Source organism: Vibrio sp. 99-8-1, from assembly GCF_013114595.1.
GTDB lineage: Bacteria > Pseudomonadota > Gammaproteobacteria > Enterobacterales > Vibrionaceae > Vibrio.
Genome location: NZ_VTXE01000046.1, coordinates 1 through 17,645 on the forward strand (window position 1 = coordinate 1; position 17,645 = coordinate 17,645).

General features: G+C 41.7%; 20 protein-coding genes. 11 read left to right on the forward strand and 9 right to left on the reverse strand.

All coding sequences use genetic code 11. The features are described 5' to 3' along the window. The first annotated feature begins 216 nt into the window (after positions 1-216). Positions 217-753: a gamma carbonic anhydrase family protein gene (locus F0227_RS19545; protein WP_171754933.1), complete on the forward strand. Its 537-nt coding sequence runs from the start codon at positions 217-219 to the stop codon at positions 751-753. 51 nt (positions 754-804) lie between these two features. On the opposite strand, the gene F0227_RS19550 is transcribed toward F0227_RS19545, so the two are convergent. The 4 genes from F0227_RS19550 to F0227_RS19565 form a co-directional block, all read right to left on the reverse strand. Beyond that, the gene (locus tag F0227_RS19550; RefSeq protein WP_171754934.1) at positions 805-1,071 is read right to left on the reverse strand and encodes a DUF1488 domain-containing protein; all 267 of its coding nucleotides are present in this window, start codon (positions 1,069-1,071) and stop codon (positions 805-807) included. Then, positions 1,071-1,904, reverse strand: coding sequence for a shikimate dehydrogenase (aroE, locus tag F0227_RS19555; protein WP_171754935.1), 834 nt, complete (start codon positions 1,902-1,904; stop codon positions 1,071-1,073). The genes F0227_RS19550 and aroE overlap by 1 nt, the downstream gene beginning before the upstream one ends. A 63-nt stretch (positions 1,905-1,967) precedes the next feature. Beyond that, complete coding sequence (gene hemF, locus F0227_RS19560; protein WP_171754936.1) at positions 1,968-2,873, reverse strand: oxygen-dependent coproporphyrinogen oxidase; 906 nt, start codon at positions 2,871-2,873, stop codon at positions 1,968-1,970. Between the two features lie 7 nt (positions 2,874-2,880). Further along, positions 2,881-3,438: an L-threonylcarbamoyladenylate synthase gene (locus F0227_RS19565; RefSeq protein WP_171754962.1), complete on the reverse strand. Its 558-nt coding sequence runs from the start codon at positions 3,436-3,438 to the stop codon at positions 2,881-2,883. A gap of 304 nt (positions 3,439-3,742) precedes the next feature. Here F0227_RS19565 and purE point away from each other — a divergent pair, with 304 nt between their 5' ends. Both purE and F0227_RS19575 read left to right on the forward strand, forming a co-directional pair. Beyond that, the gene (gene purE / locus F0227_RS19570) at positions 3,743-4,228 is read left to right on the forward strand and encodes a 5-(carboxyamino)imidazole ribonucleotide mutase (RefSeq protein ID WP_171754937.1); all 486 of its coding nucleotides are present in this window, start codon (positions 3,743-3,745) and stop codon (positions 4,226-4,228) included. Positions 4,229-4,231: 3 nt separating this feature from the next. Continuing rightward, positions 4,232-5,371: a 5-(carboxyamino)imidazole ribonucleotide synthase gene (locus F0227_RS19575; RefSeq protein ID WP_171754938.1), complete on the forward strand. Its 1,140-nt coding sequence runs from the start codon at positions 4,232-4,234 to the stop codon at positions 5,369-5,371. Positions 5,372-5,388: 17 nt separating this feature from the next. On the opposite strand, the gene F0227_RS19580 is transcribed toward F0227_RS19575, so the two are convergent. Genes F0227_RS19580 through dprA form a run of 3 tightly spaced genes read right to left on the reverse strand, consistent with a single transcriptional unit; the run spans position 5,389 to position 7,570 of the window. Further along, the gene (locus F0227_RS19580) at positions 5,389-5,958 is read right to left on the reverse strand and encodes a topoisomerase DNA-binding C4 zinc finger domain-containing protein (protein WP_171754939.1); all 570 of its coding nucleotides are present in this window, start codon (positions 5,956-5,958) and stop codon (positions 5,389-5,391) included. Positions 5,959-5,990: 32 nt separating this feature from the next. Then, positions 5,991-6,464, reverse strand: coding sequence for a DUF494 family protein (locus F0227_RS19585; RefSeq protein WP_171754940.1), 474 nt, complete (start codon positions 6,462-6,464; stop codon positions 5,991-5,993). Positions 6,465-6,466: 2 nt separating this feature from the next. After that, positions 6,467-7,570, reverse strand: a complete 1,104-nt coding sequence (gene dprA / locus F0227_RS19590) for a DNA-processing protein DprA (protein ID WP_171754941.1) — start codon at positions 7,568-7,570, stop codon at positions 6,467-6,469. A gap of 272 nt (positions 7,571-7,842) precedes the next feature. Here dprA and def point away from each other — a divergent pair, with 272 nt between their 5' ends. The 5 genes from def (at position 7,843) to F0227_RS19615 (ending at position 13,529) form a co-directional block, all read left to right on the forward strand. After that, a complete protein-coding gene (def, locus tag F0227_RS19595) occupies positions 7,843-8,355 on the forward strand; it encodes a peptide deformylase (protein WP_171754942.1) in 513 nt (170 codons plus the stop codon). Between the two features lie 11 nt (positions 8,356-8,366). Beyond that, positions 8,367-9,314, forward strand: a complete 948-nt coding sequence (fmt, locus tag F0227_RS19600; RefSeq protein WP_171754943.1) for a methionyl-tRNA formyltransferase — start codon at positions 8,367-8,369, stop codon at positions 9,312-9,314. A 63-nt stretch (positions 9,315-9,377) separates the two neighbouring features. Next, positions 9,378-10,658, forward strand: a complete 1,281-nt coding sequence (gene rsmB / locus F0227_RS19605; protein ID WP_171754944.1) for a 16S rRNA (cytosine(967)-C(5))-methyltransferase RsmB — start codon at positions 9,378-9,380, stop codon at positions 10,656-10,658. A gap of 36 nt (positions 10,659-10,694) precedes the next feature. Beyond that, the gene (trkA, locus tag F0227_RS19610; RefSeq protein WP_171754945.1) at positions 10,695-12,071 is read left to right on the forward strand and encodes a Trk system potassium transporter TrkA; all 1,377 of its coding nucleotides are present in this window, start codon (positions 10,695-10,697) and stop codon (positions 12,069-12,071) included. 12 nt (positions 12,072-12,083) lie between these two features. Next, positions 12,084-13,529: a TrkH family potassium uptake protein gene (locus F0227_RS19615; RefSeq protein WP_171754946.1), complete on the forward strand. Its 1,446-nt coding sequence runs from the start codon at positions 12,084-12,086 to the stop codon at positions 13,527-13,529. A 16-nt stretch (positions 13,530-13,545) separates the two neighbouring features. Here the strand turns inward: F0227_RS19615 and F0227_RS19620 are convergent, their stop codons facing one another. Continuing rightward, positions 13,546-14,199 carry a hemolysin III family protein gene (locus tag F0227_RS19620; RefSeq protein ID WP_171754947.1) on the reverse strand — a complete coding sequence of 218 codons (654 nt, stop codon included), beginning with the start codon at positions 14,197-14,199 and terminating at the stop codon, positions 13,546-13,548. 68 nt (positions 14,200-14,267) lie between these two features. Beyond that, entirely contained in the window at positions 14,268-15,068 is an 801-nt protein-coding gene (locus tag F0227_RS19625; protein WP_171754948.1) for a sporulation protein, read from the reverse strand. 379 nt (positions 15,069-15,447) lie between these two features. On the opposite strand from F0227_RS19625, the gene F0227_RS19630 reads away from it, so the two are divergent. The 3 genes from F0227_RS19630 to ccoG all read left to right on the forward strand — a co-directional run bounded on the left by F0227_RS19630 (position 15,448) and on the right by ccoG (position 17,637). Further along, positions 15,448-15,615 carry a hypothetical protein gene (locus F0227_RS19630; RefSeq protein WP_171754949.1) on the forward strand — a complete coding sequence of 56 codons (168 nt, stop codon included), beginning with the start codon at positions 15,448-15,450 and terminating at the stop codon, positions 15,613-15,615. Positions 15,616-15,701: 86 nt separating this feature from the next. After that, complete coding sequence (locus tag F0227_RS19635) at positions 15,702-15,965, forward strand: YihD family protein (RefSeq protein WP_171754950.1); 264 nt, start codon at positions 15,702-15,704, stop codon at positions 15,963-15,965. Between the two features lie 253 nt (positions 15,966-16,218). Then, entirely contained in the window at positions 16,219-17,637 is a 1,419-nt protein-coding gene (gene ccoG / locus F0227_RS19640) for a cytochrome c oxidase accessory protein CcoG (RefSeq protein WP_171754951.1), read from the forward strand. Positions 17,638-17,645: the final 8 nt, after the last annotated feature.

The following is a 17,645-nucleotide window of genomic DNA, read 5'->3' on the forward strand; positions in this document are numbered from 1 at the left end:
GCTAGGCTGCTGCCTGACTGATTTTGCCAGTTAACCCTTGTGGGCTCTGCCGTGTCAGTGAGGGCGCATTATAGAGATCGAATTCACATTGGCAACCCTTTTTTGGAAAATATTTCAGTTATTTTACCGTTTGGATGCTTTTTATCCACTAAAGGCTAATTTTACTAATAATTGTTCTTTATTTATGCTTAACAACGTTTATTAAAAGGAATGATTATGAGTAGATTAAGAAGCTATAAAGGAATATACCCTGACATCGACGAATCCGCTTACGTTGATGAAAGTGCTGTTCTCGTTGGTGATATAGTTATTAGTAAAGATGCCAGTGTTTGGCCACTCGTCGCAGCACGCGGCGACGTTAACCACATTCGAATAGGTGAAAGAAGTAATATTCAAGATGGTAGCGTATTACACGTTACCCATAAAAACACCTCCAACCCTGATGGTTTTCCCCTCATTATTGGTAATGATGTCACTGTTGGGCATAAAGTAATGCTTCACGGTTGTACCATTCACAATAGAGTATTAATCGGCATGGCATCCATCGTTTTGGACGGGGCAGTGATAGAAGATGATGTCATGGTGGGTGCGGGAAGTCTTGTTCCACCAAACAAAACCTTAGAAAGTGGTTACCTCTATGTTGGCAGCCCTGTTAAGCAAGCCCGACCTTTAAAAGAGTACGAGCTCGCTTTCCTAAAGCAATCCGCTGAAAACTACGTTAAAAATAAAAACGAATACTTAAGTGAAATATAGTAGTTAAAGTATTCATAGACTGAACGGTTGAGTCTTTAGTTAGTGATGGGGTTATAACTTTATCTCTATTTGTCCATCATGGTTAAAGTCTTCATCTTCAATCAACTGTTCCGCGAGCTCTTCTATATCAAATCTATATTCGGAAAATATATGAAGAGCTTGTTCCTCTCCTACTATATTCTCACCTTTTAGCTGAGATAAACTGGCTACAGTAATAATGCAGTCAATGCTAAGCCCTGACTGCTGGGCAATAAAAACAATTTGTTGTTTATCTTCTTGCCAGGTTTGCAGATCTGGAAATAAAATCGATTGATTCATTATACCCCCTCAAGGTTACGTCTAAGCTCTCTTAAGATCTGTTTTGTTCCAGGCCTTAACCCTCTCCACAGCATAAAACTTTCTGCAGCCTGCCCAACCAACATACCCAAACCGTCATAGCTATGACTGGCACCATTCTCTAATGCCCACTGGTTGAAGGAGGTTAAATCCTTACCATAAGACATATCGTAACTGATACAATTACCGTCAAAAATTGATGACGTAATATCTGGTACCTGTTTATATAAGCTTGCCGATGTTGAGTTGATGATAAGATCAAATTGATTCCCTACCGCTTCAACAGGGCACGACACTATATTGCCGTACGGCACAAACATATCAACTAATTGCTGCGCCTTCTCATAAGTTCGATTCACCAATGTCAGTTGTGCTGGTTGTTGATCCAATAACGGTTTAATCACTCCCCTTGCCGCACCTCCTGCACCAATCAACAATATACGGCTATCTTTTAAAGGCACTTGATGTTGAAGCAGATCTTGTACTAACCCTTCACCGTCTGTGTTATCACCAAGGATTTCACCATCATCTAGCTTTTTCAATGTGTTCACTGCGCCTGAAAGCTGCGCTCTTTCTGTTAGCCTATCTGCAAACTGAAATGCCTGCTCTTTATACGGAGCTGTAATATTGCAACCACGCCCTCCTTGCTTAAAAAAATCACCTACTGCCGAAATAAAATCATCATCTTCAGGCTGATAACTTTGATATTGCAAGTTCTGCATAGTCTGTCTAGCAAATAGAGTATGTATAAAGGGAGATTTACTTTGTGAGATAGGGTTACCAAATACGCGATACTGATCAGGAGTGTTAGCCATTTCCTTGCCTACAAAAAAGGGTCAATATTATTGACCCTACCATTTCAACATCAATTCGCCAAGTTACCACTCTCGAGGTTTGAGATACTCTTGATAAAGATTGGCTTCCGCAGAACCTTCTTCTGGCTGATAGCTATATTCCCAACGAGCAAGTGGCGGCATAGACATCAGTATAGACTCTGTTCGGCCTCCACTCTGTAAGCCAAACAGGGTTCCCCTGTCATACACCAAATTAAATTCCACATATCGACCTCTTCGGTAGAGCTGAAACTCTCTTTCTCTCTCACCAAACGGCATCTGCTTTCGCTTACTGACTATAGGTAAATAGGCATCTGTATAACCATTTCCAACGGATTTAATGTAATCAAAAGAACGTTCAAAGCCCCATTGATTAAGGTCATCAAAGAAAAGCCCCCCTATACCACGGGTTTCCTCTCTATGAGGCAGATAAAAATAGTCATCACACCACGCTTTATGTTCTTTATAAACATGGTTACCAAAAGGCTGACAAATAGCTTTTGCTGTATCATGCCAATGTTGACAATCCTCCATAAATGGATAGAAAGGCGTTAGATCAAACCCACCACCAAACCACCAAATAGGTTCTTCACCCTCTTTTTCAGCAATAAAAAAACGCACATTGGCATGTGAAGTCGGTACATATGGATTATGCGGATGAAGAACTAATGAAACCCCCATGGCCTCGAAGTTCCTTCCTGCAAGCTCTGGTCGATGAGCCGTTGCAGAAGCTGGCATTTTTTTACCAAATACGTGGGAGAAGTTAACCCCACCTTGTTCAAATACACCACCATCTTTGAGAACCCTTGATCGCCCACCGCCACCAAGTTCTCGCTGCCAAGTATCTTCAATAAATTTTTCTTTTCCATCCACCATCTCTAATTGGTGACAAATGGAATCTTGAAGCGACATAAGAAAATGCTTCACTGCATCCTTGTCTATTTTGGACATAAATTCCTTATCCTTCTCGCAAAATGGTCAATGTTTTAGCATCACGAATTTCTGAAGGTTTAGATCTTCCTCCAGTCTCCCCTTCAACAATGACAACTGAGGTTTGTCCCAACTGTTGATACACCTCATTTGTCGTCATACAAGGCACCATGCCCGTCAAATTGGCACTAGTAGAGGTGATAGGCTTACCAAAGGCATCACACAATGCCTTAACCGTAGGATGATCCGTAACACGAACTGCAACCGTATTAAATTGGCCTGACACAAATGGTGAAACTAAATCACTAGCTGGCATTACCCAAGTAATCGCAGCTGGCCAAGATTGTTTAATCTGCTCTAGTTGCTCTGCGGTTAAAGACCTCTCATCAACATACGGACGCAACTGTTGATAACTGGAAGCAATTAAGATTAACCCTTTCTCCACAGGACGCTGCTTAATCGCAAGCAGCTCTTTAATCGCATCAATATTATCGGGGTCACAACCCACACCGAAGACTCCTTCTGTGGGATATGCGATCACTCGACCTACTTCAAGCGCTTGTACGGCTTTATCTACATTTTCCATATTCATGATTAATCGATTCATTGTTCCTTTTAGTGTACAAATTCCTATTTCATCTGACTAAGCTTATTTATCTCTATTTATAAGATAATCCATTTCATTGAAGTTACGCGTTATCAGGGCCTCAAATTAATCTCTGTTAACTATTATACCCAACAATAAAATTGACAAGATACGCTAACGGCTTTTCACTGCATTAAGGTGCTAACATGGATAAAATGTTTGACGCAAACGTTTTCCTTCTGGTTTTTTAGCCTTATAATGCGCGAAAATAATCCAAAACCAACGCGCTACATCAGGAGTTAATATGAAAGTCGGTATTATCATGGGGTCAAAATCGGACTGGCCAACGATGAAACTCGCTGCAGAGATGCTTGATCTCTTTGGTGTTCCATACGAAACCAAAGTGGTATCAGCTCACCGAACTCCTCAACTATTAGCTGATTATGCTAGTGGAGCGAAAGAGAACGGAATTAAAGTCATTATTGCTGGCGCAGGCGGCGCAGCCCATCTACCAGGAATGACTGCAGCATTTACCAGCATCCCTGTACTAGGTGTTCCAGTCCAATCGAAAGCACTAAAAGGAATGGACTCACTACTCTCTATTGTTCAAATGCCAAAAGGCATCGCAGTGGGAACGCTGGCAATAGGTGAGGCTGGGGCGGCAAATGCAGGACTGCTCGCAGCACAAATTATTGGAACGCAAGATGACCTTGTAATGCAGAAAGTCGAGAAGTTCCGTAGCGACCAAACTGAAACTATTTTAGCCAACCCTGACCCAAGCGAGGAGTAGTGCATGCATGTTCTTGTTTTAGGGGCTGGTCAACTTGCCCGAATGATGGCTCTAGCAGGTGCACCATTAAATATCACTATTTCAGCATTTGATGTTCGATCAAACAATATTGTCCACCCACTCACGCTAGAAGTATTAGGAACTGGATTAGAGGGTGCAATTGACAAGGCAGATGTCATCACCGCAGAGTTTGAACATATTCCAAATGATGTATTAGATATCTGCCAACAAAGTGGTAAGTTTCTACCAAATGCAGCGGCTATTCGAGCGGGGGGAGACAGAAGACAAGAGAAGACACTTCTCGATCAAGCCTCAGTTAACAACGCAAAATACTACGTAATTAATAGTCGAGAAGATTTTGACATTGCAATTCGTCATGTTGGTTTACCTATGGTACTGAAAAGTACGCTTGGTGGCTATGATGGCAAAGGACAATGGCGATTGACTCAATCCGATCAAATAGAATCAATTTGGTCGGAACTACATCAGTGTATTCACGAGACCAAAAACCAAGCCATTGTGGCCGAAGAATTTGTCTCTTTTGACCGAGAAGTATCACTGGTGGGCACAAGAAGCAAACAAGGTGAAATAAAGGTCTATCCATTAACCGAAAACATTCACACCAACGGTGTATTAACTCTTTCAACTGCCATAGCAAATGCAACCTTACAAAAACAAGCGGAACAAATGTTTATCGCGATTGCAGGAGAGTTGAATTATGTTGGCACTTTAGCGATAGAGTTCTTTGATGTTAAAGGCACTTTATTGGTTAACGAAATTGCACCACGAGTTCACAACTCAGGTCACTGGACTCAACAGGGAGCGGATGTTTGCCAATTTGAAAATCATCTACGGGCAGTGTGTGGCCTGCCATTAGGCAGCACTCAATTACTTCGTCCTACTGCGATGATCAATATATTGGGTGAGGACTCACTTCCAGAACAGCTACTTGCAATGAACAACTGTCATATTCATTGGTATGGTAAAGAGAAAAGACCGGGTCGAAAAATGGGTCACATAAATGTATCGGCTGAAAGTACTTTGGAGTTAGGTAAGCAACTACTTACTATCAGTGATATCGTTGATAAGTCGTTATTTCCAAGCTTAATCGAAGGGGCGAACAAACTTATTAATCAAGCATAGACTCGGCTATCGCAGTATTAACTTCCTTGAGTGTGCTGACATTTTCGGTTAGCACACTGAATGGAGTCCCCTTTCTGAGTATGTTTATCTACCAATAGAGGATAACCACACTGCTCACACTTACCTTTTCTAGGTTGCTGGTTAAGGGCAAATTTGCATTTAGGAAAGTTATCACAGGCGAAAAAAACTTTACCAAACCGAGATTTTCTTTCTACTAAATGGCCAATAGAACATTCCGGACAAAGAAAACTTGCATCATCGTCCTTGTCCTCTTCTTTATGATCTAAAGACTCAATATGATTACAGTCAGGGTAACTACTGCAGCCAATAAACATGCCATAGCGCCCCTGCCTTAATACCAGTTCACTTTGGCAACTAGGACAGGCAACCCCTAACGCTTTAACAATATGACCATCATTTTGATGGAGTGGTTTAATATAATCACATTTAGGATAAGCAGAACAGCCAAGAAAAGGGCCATTTTTGCTATGACGAACACTCAGTTCCCCGGAGCACTTAGGACAAGGATCGTGCTCTAACGCATGTTCATGCGCGGTAAACAGTTGATGATCAATTTTGCCACTCATAATGCTTTACTGCCTTAAGATAAAAAGCGAGATCAGTGAAGAATGCCCGTCTCTGCGGTATATAAGAGCTCTTCCATTAATGTGTATGCGTTCTCATTTCCCGGCACATTAAACAGCACCATTAAGATAACCCATTTTAAATCATCAAGATGTAATTCTTGAGTTTCTAATCCCATAACTCGATCAATGACCATCTCACGAGTTTCTGTTGTTAACACATTAACCTGTTCAAGAAAAATCAGAAAACCTCGACACTTAACGTCGAGTCGACCCATCTCTTTTTCGGTATAAATACGAGTAGAAGTTGCCGCGTTAGTTTCAATGACTGAGCGAGTATCACTCTGCTGCAATGCAGCAAGATCTTCTAACCAATCTAACGCTTTATATATCTCTTTTTGATGGAAACCAGCTCTCAATAGCTCTTCTTCAAGTTCGTCTTGGTCCACCATCAACTCAGCATCACTATGGATGTAGGTTTCGAACAAATACATTAAGATGTCCATCATAGCTAACCCCTCCTCATTCGAATATAGCCACCAGTAACGGCAGCAACATGCCCTTGAAGCTCGAGCTCAAGAAGCTGCATCATTACTTTACTCACAGGTATATTGGTCCTCTGTGCCAAAATATCAACTGGTGTAGCCTCTACTCCTACGTTAGCTAACAGTTGATGAAATGGCAATTGTTCATTTTCATCTTGTGGGTCAAAAAGTTCCAACTGCTTATCAATAGACCAATTTAACAAGCTTTCTATTTCAACCAATATATCTTCACAATTCTGAACGAGCTTAGCCCCTTGCTGAATCAACTTATTACTACCCAAACTATGTGGGCTCTGTATGGTACCGGGAAGGGCAAAAACATCACGGTTTTGCTCCAGAGCATAACGAGCAGTTATCAATGAACCACTTTTTAACGCCGCTTCAACAACCAGCACGCCACAAGATAAACCACTGATAATTCTGTTTCGACGGGGAAAATGCTCAGCCCTAGGTTTCGCATTGGGACGGAACTCAGAGACTAACGCACCACTATCAATGATTCTTGATGCCAATGATTTGTGTCTTGAGGGATAAATATTGTCTAACCCAGAACCTAATACCGCGATCGTTTTTCCTTTTGCAGATAACGCCCCGTCATGAGCATAACCGTCTATACCTAAAGCGAGCCCACTGGTGATAATTAATTTCTGCTCAACTAAGCTTGCAGAAAAGCGCTTAGCTAGGTTAAGGCCATCAATACTGGCATTCCGGCTTCCTACAATAGCGATCTGTGGCCTAGAGAGTAGTTTCGGATCGCCTTTAATAAATAATACCGGTGGGGGTGACGCAATCTCCTTTAATAGAGAAGGATAAAGCTCACAATTCAAAGTAATAATATGATTGCAGCAGCTAGCATCTCGCCACTTTAAACACAACTCCGCATCACTTCTTGCCTGATGCTTTATATAGTGTACTTGCTTACTGTTAAAGCCTATAGACTGCAGCCTGGCGGTAGAGTAACCGACAATATTTTCTGCCGAATCTAAATAAAGTAGCTTGGTAAGTTTATAACCACCAATATTTGGGGTGGCACTTAGCATTAGCCAGGAGAGAAGCTGCTTTTCTTTCATATCTCACCCTCAATAGACATCAACGATATAACACAATGATTTTGCTTAGAAAAAAAACCGCCTTCATTATGAAATTGATCGCCATTGTGACCGAATTAAATGAAGATAAAAAAATGGATAAAAAAAACACAAAAAAAAGAGTAAACTACTCAAAAATTGGCATCACTCCACCTATCTATCAGGTTGAATGCTGTCATTTGGTCATTAAAATGTCTAGAATTGAGTCAACCAACATAAAGCTGATTCGGCACAGTTCAATTTTTTGAGTGTATATGTCTGTATTACAAGTATTAACTTTTCCAGATGATCGCCTTCGCACAGTCGCAAAGCCTGTAGAGAAAGTGACCGCTGAAATCCAAAAATTCGTCGACGACATGATTGAAACCATGTACGAAGAAGAAGGTATCGGCCTTGCCGCTACTCAAGTCGACTTTCATCAACGTATCGTCGTTATTGATATTTCTGAAACTCGCGATCAACCAATGGTGTTAATTAATCCTGAAATCACGGAAAAACGTGGAGAGGATGGCATCGAAGAAGGTTGTCTTTCTGTACCAGGCGCAAGAGCTCTGGTATCAAGAGCATCAGAAGTCAGCGTTAAAGCCCTTAATAGAGATGGTGAAGCATTCACATTTGAAGCAGATGACCTATTGGCTATCTGTGTTCAGCATGAGCTTGACCACTTAGAAGGGAAATTATTTGTAGATTATCTTTCCCCCTTAAAGCGTAAGCGAATCAAAGATAAGCTGGAAAAAATAAAACGCTATAACGAAAAAAACAGATAAACGAGGTTTCCTTGAGTCAACCATTACGTATTGTCTTTGCAGGAACTCCTGACTTCGCCGCCCGTCACTTGGCGGCGTTGTTGTCTACGGAGCATGAGGTTATTGCTGTTTATACTCAGCCTGACCGACCAGCAGGAAGAGGCAAAAAACTAACCGCGAGTCCGGTTAAAAATATTGCATTAGAAAATAACATTGCCGTCTATCAGCCTGAAAACTTTAAGTCTGATGAAACAAAACAGCAACTACGTGATCTAAATGCAGACTTAATGGTAGTGGTTGCTTACGGGTTACTATTACCACAAGCCGTATTAGATACTCCAAGACTAGGCTGTATCAATGTCCATGGCTCGATCCTACCAAGATGGAGAGGAGCCGCTCCTATCCAACGTTCAATTTGGGCAGGAGACAAAGAGACCGGGGTTACCATTATGCAGATGGATATCGGCTTGGACACGGGTGACATGCTAAAAATTGCCAGTTTACCGATAGAATCTAGCGATACCAGCGCATCAATGTACGATAAATTGGCTGAATTAGGTCCTAAAGCGCTGGTGGATTGCTTATCCGATATCGCAGCGGATAAATCAGTAGCAGAGCAACAAAAAGATGACTTGGCAAGCTACGCTAAGAAGCTGTCTAAAGAAGAAGCAAAAATTGATTGGTCGCAACCTGCCGAGTTTATTGAACGCTGTATAAGAGCGTTCAATCCATGGCCGATGAGTTATTTTTCCGTCGCGGATAATAATATTAAAGTGTGGAAAGCTCGTGTAGAAAATCATCGCTCAGACAAACCTGCAGGCACCATTTTGCAAGCAGACAAAAGCGGGATCTATATTTGTACTGGAAAAGAGACGTTAGTGCTTGAACAAATTCAAATTCCAGGTAAAAAAGCGATGTCGGTACAAGATGTTCTTAACTCTAAAAGCAGTTGGTTTGAAATAGATAGCCAACTAAGTTAAAACATCAACAGAAGGCTAGCTCTGCTAGCCTCTTCTTTTTAGAACAACAATTAAGGTTATATCATGAATGTTCGCGCCGCCGCGGCTAAAGTTCTTTATCAAGTAGTAGATAAAGGCCAGTCACTATCCACTGCACTGCCTGAAGCGCAGCAAACTATAAAGCCTCGTGATCATGCGTTGTTGCAAGAGATCTGTTACGGCGCGTTACGTTATTTACCTCGCCTAGAGTCCATCGCAAACCAATTAATGGATAACCCATTAAAAGGTAAAAAACGAGTTATTCATCACCTTGTTTTAGTTGGTATTTACCAAATCAGTTTTATGCGTATACCGGCTCATGCAGCAGTAGGAGAAACGGTAGAAGCGACCAATACTCTTCGTGAACCTAGACTACGCGGCCTAATAAACGCGGTATTACGAAACTATCAAAGAAATCAAGATGAACTGGATCAACAGGCCGTAAGTCATGATGCAGGTAAATATGGCCATCCGAGCTGGCTGCTAAACATGCTAAAAAACGCTTACCCAGACCAATGGCAAACAGTTGTAGAAGCAAACAACAGTAAAGCGCCAATGTGGTTACGTGTAAATAGCCAGCACCACAGTCGAGATGAGTACCTCGCGCTACTAGAAAAAGAGAACATAACGGGCTCAACTCTATCCGAAGCAGATGATGCCATTAAACTGGATTCACCCTGTGATGTCTCCCTTCTTCCTGGTTTTGATAAAGGCTGGGTATCGGTTCAAGATGCAGCGGCACAGTTGTCAGTTAATTATCTACAACCACAAGATAACGAACTCATTCTCGATTGTTGCGCCGCTCCCGGTGGTAAAACTGCCCACATTCTAGAGCGAACCAATAACTGCAAAGTCGTGGCTATTGATAGTGATAAGTTCCGACTAAAACGAGTTTATGACAACCTTAATAGACTGCAATTACAAGCTGAAGTTATTTGTGGCGATGCACGCACACCAACAGCTTGGTGGTCTGGAGAGAAGTTTGACCGAATACTGCTTGATGCCCCTTGCTCTGCAACCGGCGTTATCCGTCGTCACCCCGATATTAAGTGGTTACGTCGCTTAAATGATATTACGGCATTAGCTACTCTACAGAGTGAAATAATGGACGCGATGTGGCAACAGCTTAAAGTCGGTGGCACAATGGTTTATGCAACCTGTTCAATCTCACCTCAAGAAAATGTACAGCAAGTCACTGCATTTTTGCAGCGAACAGAGGGTGCACAACTTGTTGGTTCAGAGATTGACAATCCGGGTAGACAAATACTTCCTGGCGAAGAAAATATGGACGGTTTCTATTACGCCGTACTGGTAAAACAAGCGTAGAACATTACTTATTGATTCCTAAAGAGATCAAATAACATGAAAATCATTATTCTTGGTGCAGGTCAGGTCGGCGGCACATTAGCGGAAAATTTAGTTGGTGAAAACAACGACATCACCATTATCGATCGAGATGGCGACCGTTTACGAGAGCTACAAGATAAATATGATTTACGTGTTATTAATGGCTTTGCTAGTCACCCAGAAACATTAAGAGAAGCGGGTGCTCAAGATGCCGATATGCTTGTAGCGGTAACCAACTCTGATGAAACCAATATGGCCGCTTGCCAAGTTGCATTCACCATATTTAATACACCAAACCGAATTGCTCGAATTCGCTCTCCTGAGTACTTAAAAGAAAAAGATGCACTTTTTCAATCGGGTGCCGTTCCAGTAGATCATCTCATTGCTCCAGAGGAGTTGGTAACAAGTTATATTCAACGCCTTATACAGTACCCGGGCGCCCTTCAGGTTGTTAGTTTCGCCGATAAAAAGGTCAGTCTTGTCGCGGTTAAAGCGTATTACGGTGGCCCTCTGGTTGGAAACGCACTATCGACTCTTCGAGATCATATGCCGCATATTGATACTCGTGTAGCCGCAATATTTCGTCAAGGTCGACCAATTCGCCCTCAAGGTACAACCATTATCGAGGCCGATGATGAAGTCTTCTTTGTTGCTGCTAGCAATAACATCCGTTCAGTAATGAGTGAGTTACAGCGATTAGAAAAACCTTATCGCCGAATCATGATTGTGGGAGGAGGAAACATTGGAGCGTCACTCGCAAAACGCCTAGATCAAGACCATAGCGTTAAGCTAGTAGAACGAAGCTTAACTCGTGCAGAGAAGTTATCTGAAGAGCTAGAGAATACCATTGTATTTTGTGGTGATGCCGCTGATCAGGAACTATTAACTGAAGAGAACATCGATCAAGTTGACGTCTTTATCGCGCTAACCAATGAAGACGAAACCAATATCATGTCTGCCATGCTTGCTAAACGGTTAGGGGCAAAGAAAGTAATGGTGCTTATTCAGCGTGGCGCTTATGTTGACCTTGTGCAAGGTGGCGTAATTGATGTTGCCATCTCTCCACAGCAAGCCACTATTTCCGCGTTATTAACCCACGTACGTCGAGCAGATATTGTTAACGTATCGTCATTACGCAGAGGAGCTGCAGAGGCGATTGAAGCCATTGCTCACGGTGATGAAACTACATCAAAAGTCGTAGGACGAGCAATAGGAAAACTTCGCTTACCACCTGGAACAACCATTGGGGCCATTGTTCGTGGTGACGAAGTGATGATAGCGCATGACAAAACTGTCATTGAGCAGGACGACCATGTGGTGATGTTCTTAGTTGATAAGAAATATGTACCGGATGTAGAAGCGCTATTCCAGCCAAGCCCATTTTTCTTATAACATCACACAGCTATGGTAAACCTTAGACCCATTCTGTTTGTTATTGGACTCGTGCTATCCAAATTAGCACTGTTCATGTATGTCCCAACATTAGTGGCTTTTCTATCAGGCACTGATGGCTTTCTTGAATTTGGTAAATCGGTATTAATTACCCACTTAATCTCCTTTATCTGCGTAACATTAGGACGAAAAAAACCGTTTAGACTCGGAGTTAGAGATATGTTTCTTATCACCTCTTTGGTGTGGACTATCTCTAGCGCTTTTGCTGCGTTACCTTTTGTATTTATTAATCACATCAGCTTTACTGACGCCTATTTCGAGACCATGTCGGGTATAACAACCACAGGTTCAACCGTATTAAGCGGCTTGGACAATATGGCGCCCAGCATACTGTTATGGCGTTCCATTTTACAATGGCTAGGCGGTATTGGCTTTATTGTGATGGCCGTTGCAATACTTCCCATGTTAAATGTTGGAGGCATGCGACTGTTCCAAACAGAATCATCAGACTGGTCAGATAAAAGCAGTCCAAGAGCCAAAACCGTTGCCAAGAACATAGTTGCCGTCTATTTAGCGCTGACCGTAGCCTGCTTTATCGGTTACCTTATCACTGGAATGGGACCATTTGATGCGGTAAATCATGCATTTACAACGCTTTCAACGGGGGGCTACTCGACATCCGATAGCTCTATGAACCTTTTCTCCAATGGCGCGCATTGGGTAGGTACGGTGTTTATGTTTTTGGGGGGATTGCCCTTCCTTCTATTTGTCAGTGCGATTAGAAGCCGTTCATTACGTGCTTTGTACCATGATGCTCAAGTAAAGGGATTTACGATCCTATTTCTTGCCACCAGCTTAGTGGTCGCAATTTGGTTACAAGTTCATAATCACTATAGTTTCCCTGATGCTATCCGTGTCTCTATGTTTAATATTGTCTCCGTGGTAACCACAACGGGATACGGATTAGAAGATTTTACTGCATGGGGAGCGCTTCCAACGGTCATATTTGCCTTCTTAATGCTATCAGGCGCCTGTTCGGGCTCCACATCTGGCGGTATTAAAATATTCCGTTTTCAAATAGCCATAACACTGCTAAATAAACAGATGATGAAGCTGATTCATCCTTCCGGTATTTTCGTTCAACGCTACAACAAACGTCCCGTTAACGATGACATTGTTCGCTCCGTGGTCGCCTTTGCCATCACTTTTTTTGCCACTATTATTATTGTCGCCGCTTCATTAGCCTCGCTCGGCCTCGACCCTGTTACCAGTATTTCAGGCGCAGTAACGGCCGTTGCTAATGTTGGACCGGGTATGGGCACAGTGATTGGCCCAACAGGTAACTTTTCATCATTACCTGATATAGCTAAATGGATTTTAAGTTTTGGAATGCTGATGGGACGACTGGAAATACTCACTATTTTGGTACTATTTTTCCCCGCATTTTGGAAAAGCTAATCGCTATCTCGATAAACTAAACAGGATCGATATAGAGATAAATAGCAAAGAAATGGCAAGTACAGCCTAATAAAACAAAACCATGCCAAATAGCATGGTTAAATGGAACGCGTTTAGACACGTAGAAAATCACACCTAGAGAATATACAACACCACCAATAGCAAGCAACACAAGCCCTGCTATATCAATATATAAAGCGAGTTGATAGATAACGATCAATGAGAGCCATCCCATCAACAGATAAGTGACCAAAGATAACTTTTTATATTTATAAACAAAGGCTATTTTAAACACAATCCCTACCAATGCTATCCCCCAAATCACCGCCATTAACCCCATAGCTAAAGGTGTTCTTAATCCCACCATTAAGAATGGAGTATAGCTACCTGCAATCAATAAATAGATTGCACAGTGATCCAGTGTTTTTAATGTTCGCTTCGCATTTTGGTAAGGAATGGCATGGTAAAGCGTAGAAGCGGTAAACAGCAAAATAATGCTCGCACCATACACAGTCATGCTAACAATTGTCATCATATCTGCTTGAGCGCTTACCGCTTTAGTTAGCAGCAGAACTAAACCAATAACCCCCAGCACAACACCTATGCCATGGGTAATACTGTTAGCGATCTCTTCCTGCTGACTGTAATTAGTGTTCACTGGGCGACTCATACTTTACTCTCCATTTTGCGACGGCTTAACTCAATCCATAGCCAGTAAACACTGAAAGACCACAAATATTATGTTGTCGATTTTAAGTATTCGATCACTTTTTCACCGGCTTCTTGCTCAGTGAGAGTGAGAGGCAGCTTCAAGTGTCGCTTCAATTCACCTTTGCCTAATAAGCTAGAAAGCATTCCTTTTATGCCCTCTTTCTGCCTATCTATTTCAAACCACAGTTCTAGCTCTTCAGGGTGTCGGTACAACACTATCTCCAGCTCTCTCCACACCCCATGAAACGGCCCTGTTGTAGGGACAAACTCAAACTCTTGAACAAATGGCATATCAAAACCCGATGTCGCTTCACACTCGACTTGTCGAATTCTCAACCCTTGTTCTTCTAACTCAGAAAATATGCCATCCAACAATCTATCAGGTCGAACCGTTAGTATATCTTTATCGGTAGGATCTTTGGCTAAAGAGATATCCAACCCTGTTTCTAACCAAACTTTTGTGTCACCAATTGAGACAGGTGTATTTAGGGGAATATCCAGCTCGACATCAAACTGCCGATGTTGACCGGGCTCTATGGTAAAAGCGTACGGCAAGGTCCAGCTCGCTAAAACATAGTTTTTAGATACTTTTTTCGTTTCTGTTTGGCTTCCGCCTTCACTAGAATTACTTTCTACCTTCTCTTCAGCAAAATATCGGCAGTAAATCTTTAACTCAATGTTCTCAATATCCTGAGCGGTCGAACCACCATACACCTCTATAGAAATGTTGGCTTTTTCACCGGCGATCAAAAACTCTTGCTGTACTATCGAGTCTACTCGTGCAGAACCAATGCCAAAACTTGCTAGCGTTTTTTTAAAAAAAGACATGGGCAACCCTCTCTATCAGACAACTTAACCAAAACAGACACTAATTCGCGACTTTTCGCTTGTTCATACTCTAATCTATATCAATAACATAACAGAGCATCTTTTTGTTTTCTAACATAACTCATATTAGCGTTATATAAATAAAACAAACCAGCATAATGCGAATAAATTTCAAACTAAAAGTGATTAAAAAAAAGACATTATTTTCTGTGATAGCTCGATCCCGTAAGATCTTGATGATATGCTTAATATAGATATGTAATCACATGTCTATACACCTGATTATCTATAGGAATGGCAAGCGCCAAAACGAGATTTATCTCATAGTTGATCGGGCCATTAATTTGGCAAAGGAAGTGCCTGACTGTTAGGTAAAGTAGTGAGACCAACATCTGTCAGGTTTTCGCGCACCAATCGAAGCGCGTCATATCACCGCTGTGGCTCTGCCTCTGCTCCTGTTACTCAAAAACCAGCACCAACAACGTCGCTGGTAAAACGAGCAGCATTAGCCAAGAATGCAGAAGCCAAAGTTACACATGCGGCATAATAAAAAGCGCAGTCTTAATCCGCTGCGCTTTTTTCTTTCTCGAGTATTTGCTAACTTACCTTCATAATCAATAAATGGAGTACGTGATGAAATGTCACCGAGTTAATGAAGTGATCGAGCTTCTCCACCCTGAATGGCAAAAAGAACCAGACTTAAACCTTATGGAATTTATTGCCAAGTTAAGTCAAGAAGCGGGGTACCAAGGAAGCCTTAATGACCTCACCGACGATATTCTGATTTATCACCTAAAAATGAGAAATTCAGAAAAAGATCAAATGATTCCGGGGTTAGCTAAAGATCAAGAAGATGACTTTAAAACAGCAATACTCAAGGCTCGTGGTATTATTTAGCCGCCTTTTACAACTGAATCATTATAAAACGACACACTATGTGTCGTTTTTTTGTTCAAGCTTCACAGAAATATGTTAAAAATAGACCGCCATTAAGAAACATATATGTTAACAGTTATATAATTCACGGCGAAATAGGCAAACCGTCTCACATTCCATCGTGAGGGTATTGCTCTATTAATAATAACAATGAAAGTAATGTCAAAAAGATGCCGCTCAACAGGCATCAAAAATCAGCCCACAAGGAAAGCAAATGAGTCAGGATAAAATAGATATAAAAGATGTGACTCCCAAAACTTACAACCCAAAAACTCACAAAGGCAACCAAGACCGGTTTAACCCAAACAACCGAATCTATGTCAGGGAAAGCAAAGGCACATTTCAAAAACTAAGACGTTATGGTTCTTGGTTCTTACTGTTGCTATTTGGTCTAACACCTTGGATACCCTATGGTGAAAGACAAGCAATTTTACTCGATATTGGTAGCCAACAGTTTAACTTCTTCGGTACAACACTCTACCCTCAAGATCTCACTTTGCTTGCATTGCTCTTTATGATTGCGGCTTTTGGACTCTTCTTTATCACAACATTTTTAGGACGGGTTTGGTGTGGGTATTTATGCCCTCAGACAGTATGGACATTTATGTACATATGGTTTGAAGAGAAATTAGAAGGCTCTGCCAACAAACGAAGGAAACAAGACAGCAAAAAGCTCACCTCAAATTTGGTATTAAGGAAAACCTTAAAACATCTAGCGTGGTTTGCTATCGCACTCATCACAGGCTTTACCTTTGTCGGCTACTTTGTACCCATTAAATCACTGGTTATTGATTTTCTAACCTTTAACAGTACATTTTGGGCCGGGTTTTGGGTTCTGTTTTTCGCTATTTGTACTTACGCTAATGCTGGCTGGATGCGTTCTATCGTCTGTTTGCACATGTGCCCTTACGCACGTTTTCAATCTGCCATGTTCGATAAAGATACCTATATTGTCGGATACAATCCCGAGCGTGGAGAATCAAGAGGAGCAAGATCACGAAAAGCAGATCCAAAGAAAATGGGACTTGGTGACTGTATTGACTGTGATCTTTGTGTTCAGGTATGCCCTACAGGAATAGACATTAGAGACGGCCTTCAGTATGAGTGTATAAACTGTGGCGCGTGTATTGATGCTTGTAATGTCACCATGGACAGAATGGGTTATGAGAAAGACCTGATTAGTTATACTACTGAACATCGCTTATCGGGCAATAGCACCAAAATCATGAGACCAAAACTCATTGGTTATGGCTCAGTGATGATATTAATGATTGCTCTATTCTTTGTTCAAATTGCAAGCGTTGAACCTGTTGGCATGAGTGTACTTAGGGATAGAAACCAACTATTCAAGGTGAATAGCAGTGGCATGACGGAGAACACCTATACCCTTAAAGTCATCAATAAAACACAGCAACCGCAACAGTACCAATTAGATGTGAGCGGATTAACTGATGTCACTTGGTATGGTAAGCAAACTATTCAGGTCTCTCCAGGAGAAGTTCTTAACCTTCCTATTAGTTTAGGTGTCACCTCAGACAAACTTAGCTCACCTGTTTCCACAATTCAGTTTATACTCACTGACAGCAACCAATTTACTATCACAGTAGAGAGTCGATTTATAAACAAATTATAAATCGACCA

What these genes read in the sequence shown, in the direction of transcription:
- F0227_RS19545 (WP_171754933.1), top strand. Translation starts at nt 217, where the DNA reads ATGAGTAGATTAAGAAGCTATAAAGGAATATACCCTGACATCGACGAA.
- F0227_RS19550 (WP_171754934.1), bottom strand. Translation starts at nt 1,071, where the DNA reads ATGAATCAATCGATTTTATTTCCAGATCTGCAAACCTGGCAAGAAGAT.
- aroE (WP_171754935.1), bottom strand. Translation starts at nt 1,904, where the DNA reads ATGGCTAACACTCCTGATCAGTATCGCGTATTTGGTAACCCTATCTCA.
- hemF (WP_171754936.1), bottom strand. Translation starts at nt 2,873, where the DNA reads ATGTCCAAAATAGACAAGGATGCAGTGAAGCATTTTCTTATGTCGCTT.
- F0227_RS19565 (WP_171754962.1), bottom strand. Translation starts at nt 3,438, where the DNA reads ATGGAAAATGTAGATAAAGCCGTACAAGCGCTTGAAGTAGGTCGAGTG.
- purE (WP_171754937.1), top strand. Translation starts at nt 3,743, where the DNA reads ATGAAAGTCGGTATTATCATGGGGTCAAAATCGGACTGGCCAACGATG.
- F0227_RS19575 (WP_171754938.1), top strand. Translation starts at nt 4,232, where the DNA reads ATGCATGTTCTTGTTTTAGGGGCTGGTCAACTTGCCCGAATGATGGCT.
- F0227_RS19580 (WP_171754939.1), bottom strand. Translation starts at nt 5,958, where the DNA reads ATGAGTGGCAAAATTGATCATCAACTGTTTACCGCGCATGAACATGCG.
- F0227_RS19585 (WP_171754940.1), bottom strand. Translation starts at nt 6,464, where the DNA reads ATGATGGACATCTTAATGTATTTGTTCGAAACCTACATCCATAGTGAT.
- dprA (WP_171754941.1), bottom strand. Translation starts at nt 7,570, where the DNA reads ATGAAAGAAAAGCAGCTTCTCTCCTGGCTAATGCTAAGTGCCACCCCA.
- def (WP_171754942.1), top strand. Translation starts at nt 7,843, where the DNA reads ATGTCTGTATTACAAGTATTAACTTTTCCAGATGATCGCCTTCGCACA.
- rsmB (WP_171754944.1), top strand. Translation starts at nt 9,378, where the DNA reads ATGAATGTTCGCGCCGCCGCGGCTAAAGTTCTTTATCAAGTAGTAGAT.
- trkA (WP_171754945.1), top strand. Translation starts at nt 10,695, where the DNA reads ATGAAAATCATTATTCTTGGTGCAGGTCAGGTCGGCGGCACATTAGCG.
- F0227_RS19615 (WP_171754946.1), top strand. Translation starts at nt 12,084, where the DNA reads ATGGTAAACCTTAGACCCATTCTGTTTGTTATTGGACTCGTGCTATCC.
- F0227_RS19620 (WP_171754947.1), bottom strand. Translation starts at nt 14,199, where the DNA reads ATGAGTCGCCCAGTGAACACTAATTACAGTCAGCAGGAAGAGATCGCT.
- F0227_RS19625 (WP_171754948.1), bottom strand. Translation starts at nt 15,068, where the DNA reads ATGTCTTTTTTTAAAAAAACGCTAGCAAGTTTTGGCATTGGTTCTGCA.
- F0227_RS19635 (WP_171754950.1), top strand. Translation starts at nt 15,702, where the DNA reads ATGAAATGTCACCGAGTTAATGAAGTGATCGAGCTTCTCCACCCTGAA.
- ccoG (WP_171754951.1), top strand. Translation starts at nt 16,219, where the DNA reads ATGAGTCAGGATAAAATAGATATAAAAGATGTGACTCCCAAAACTTAC.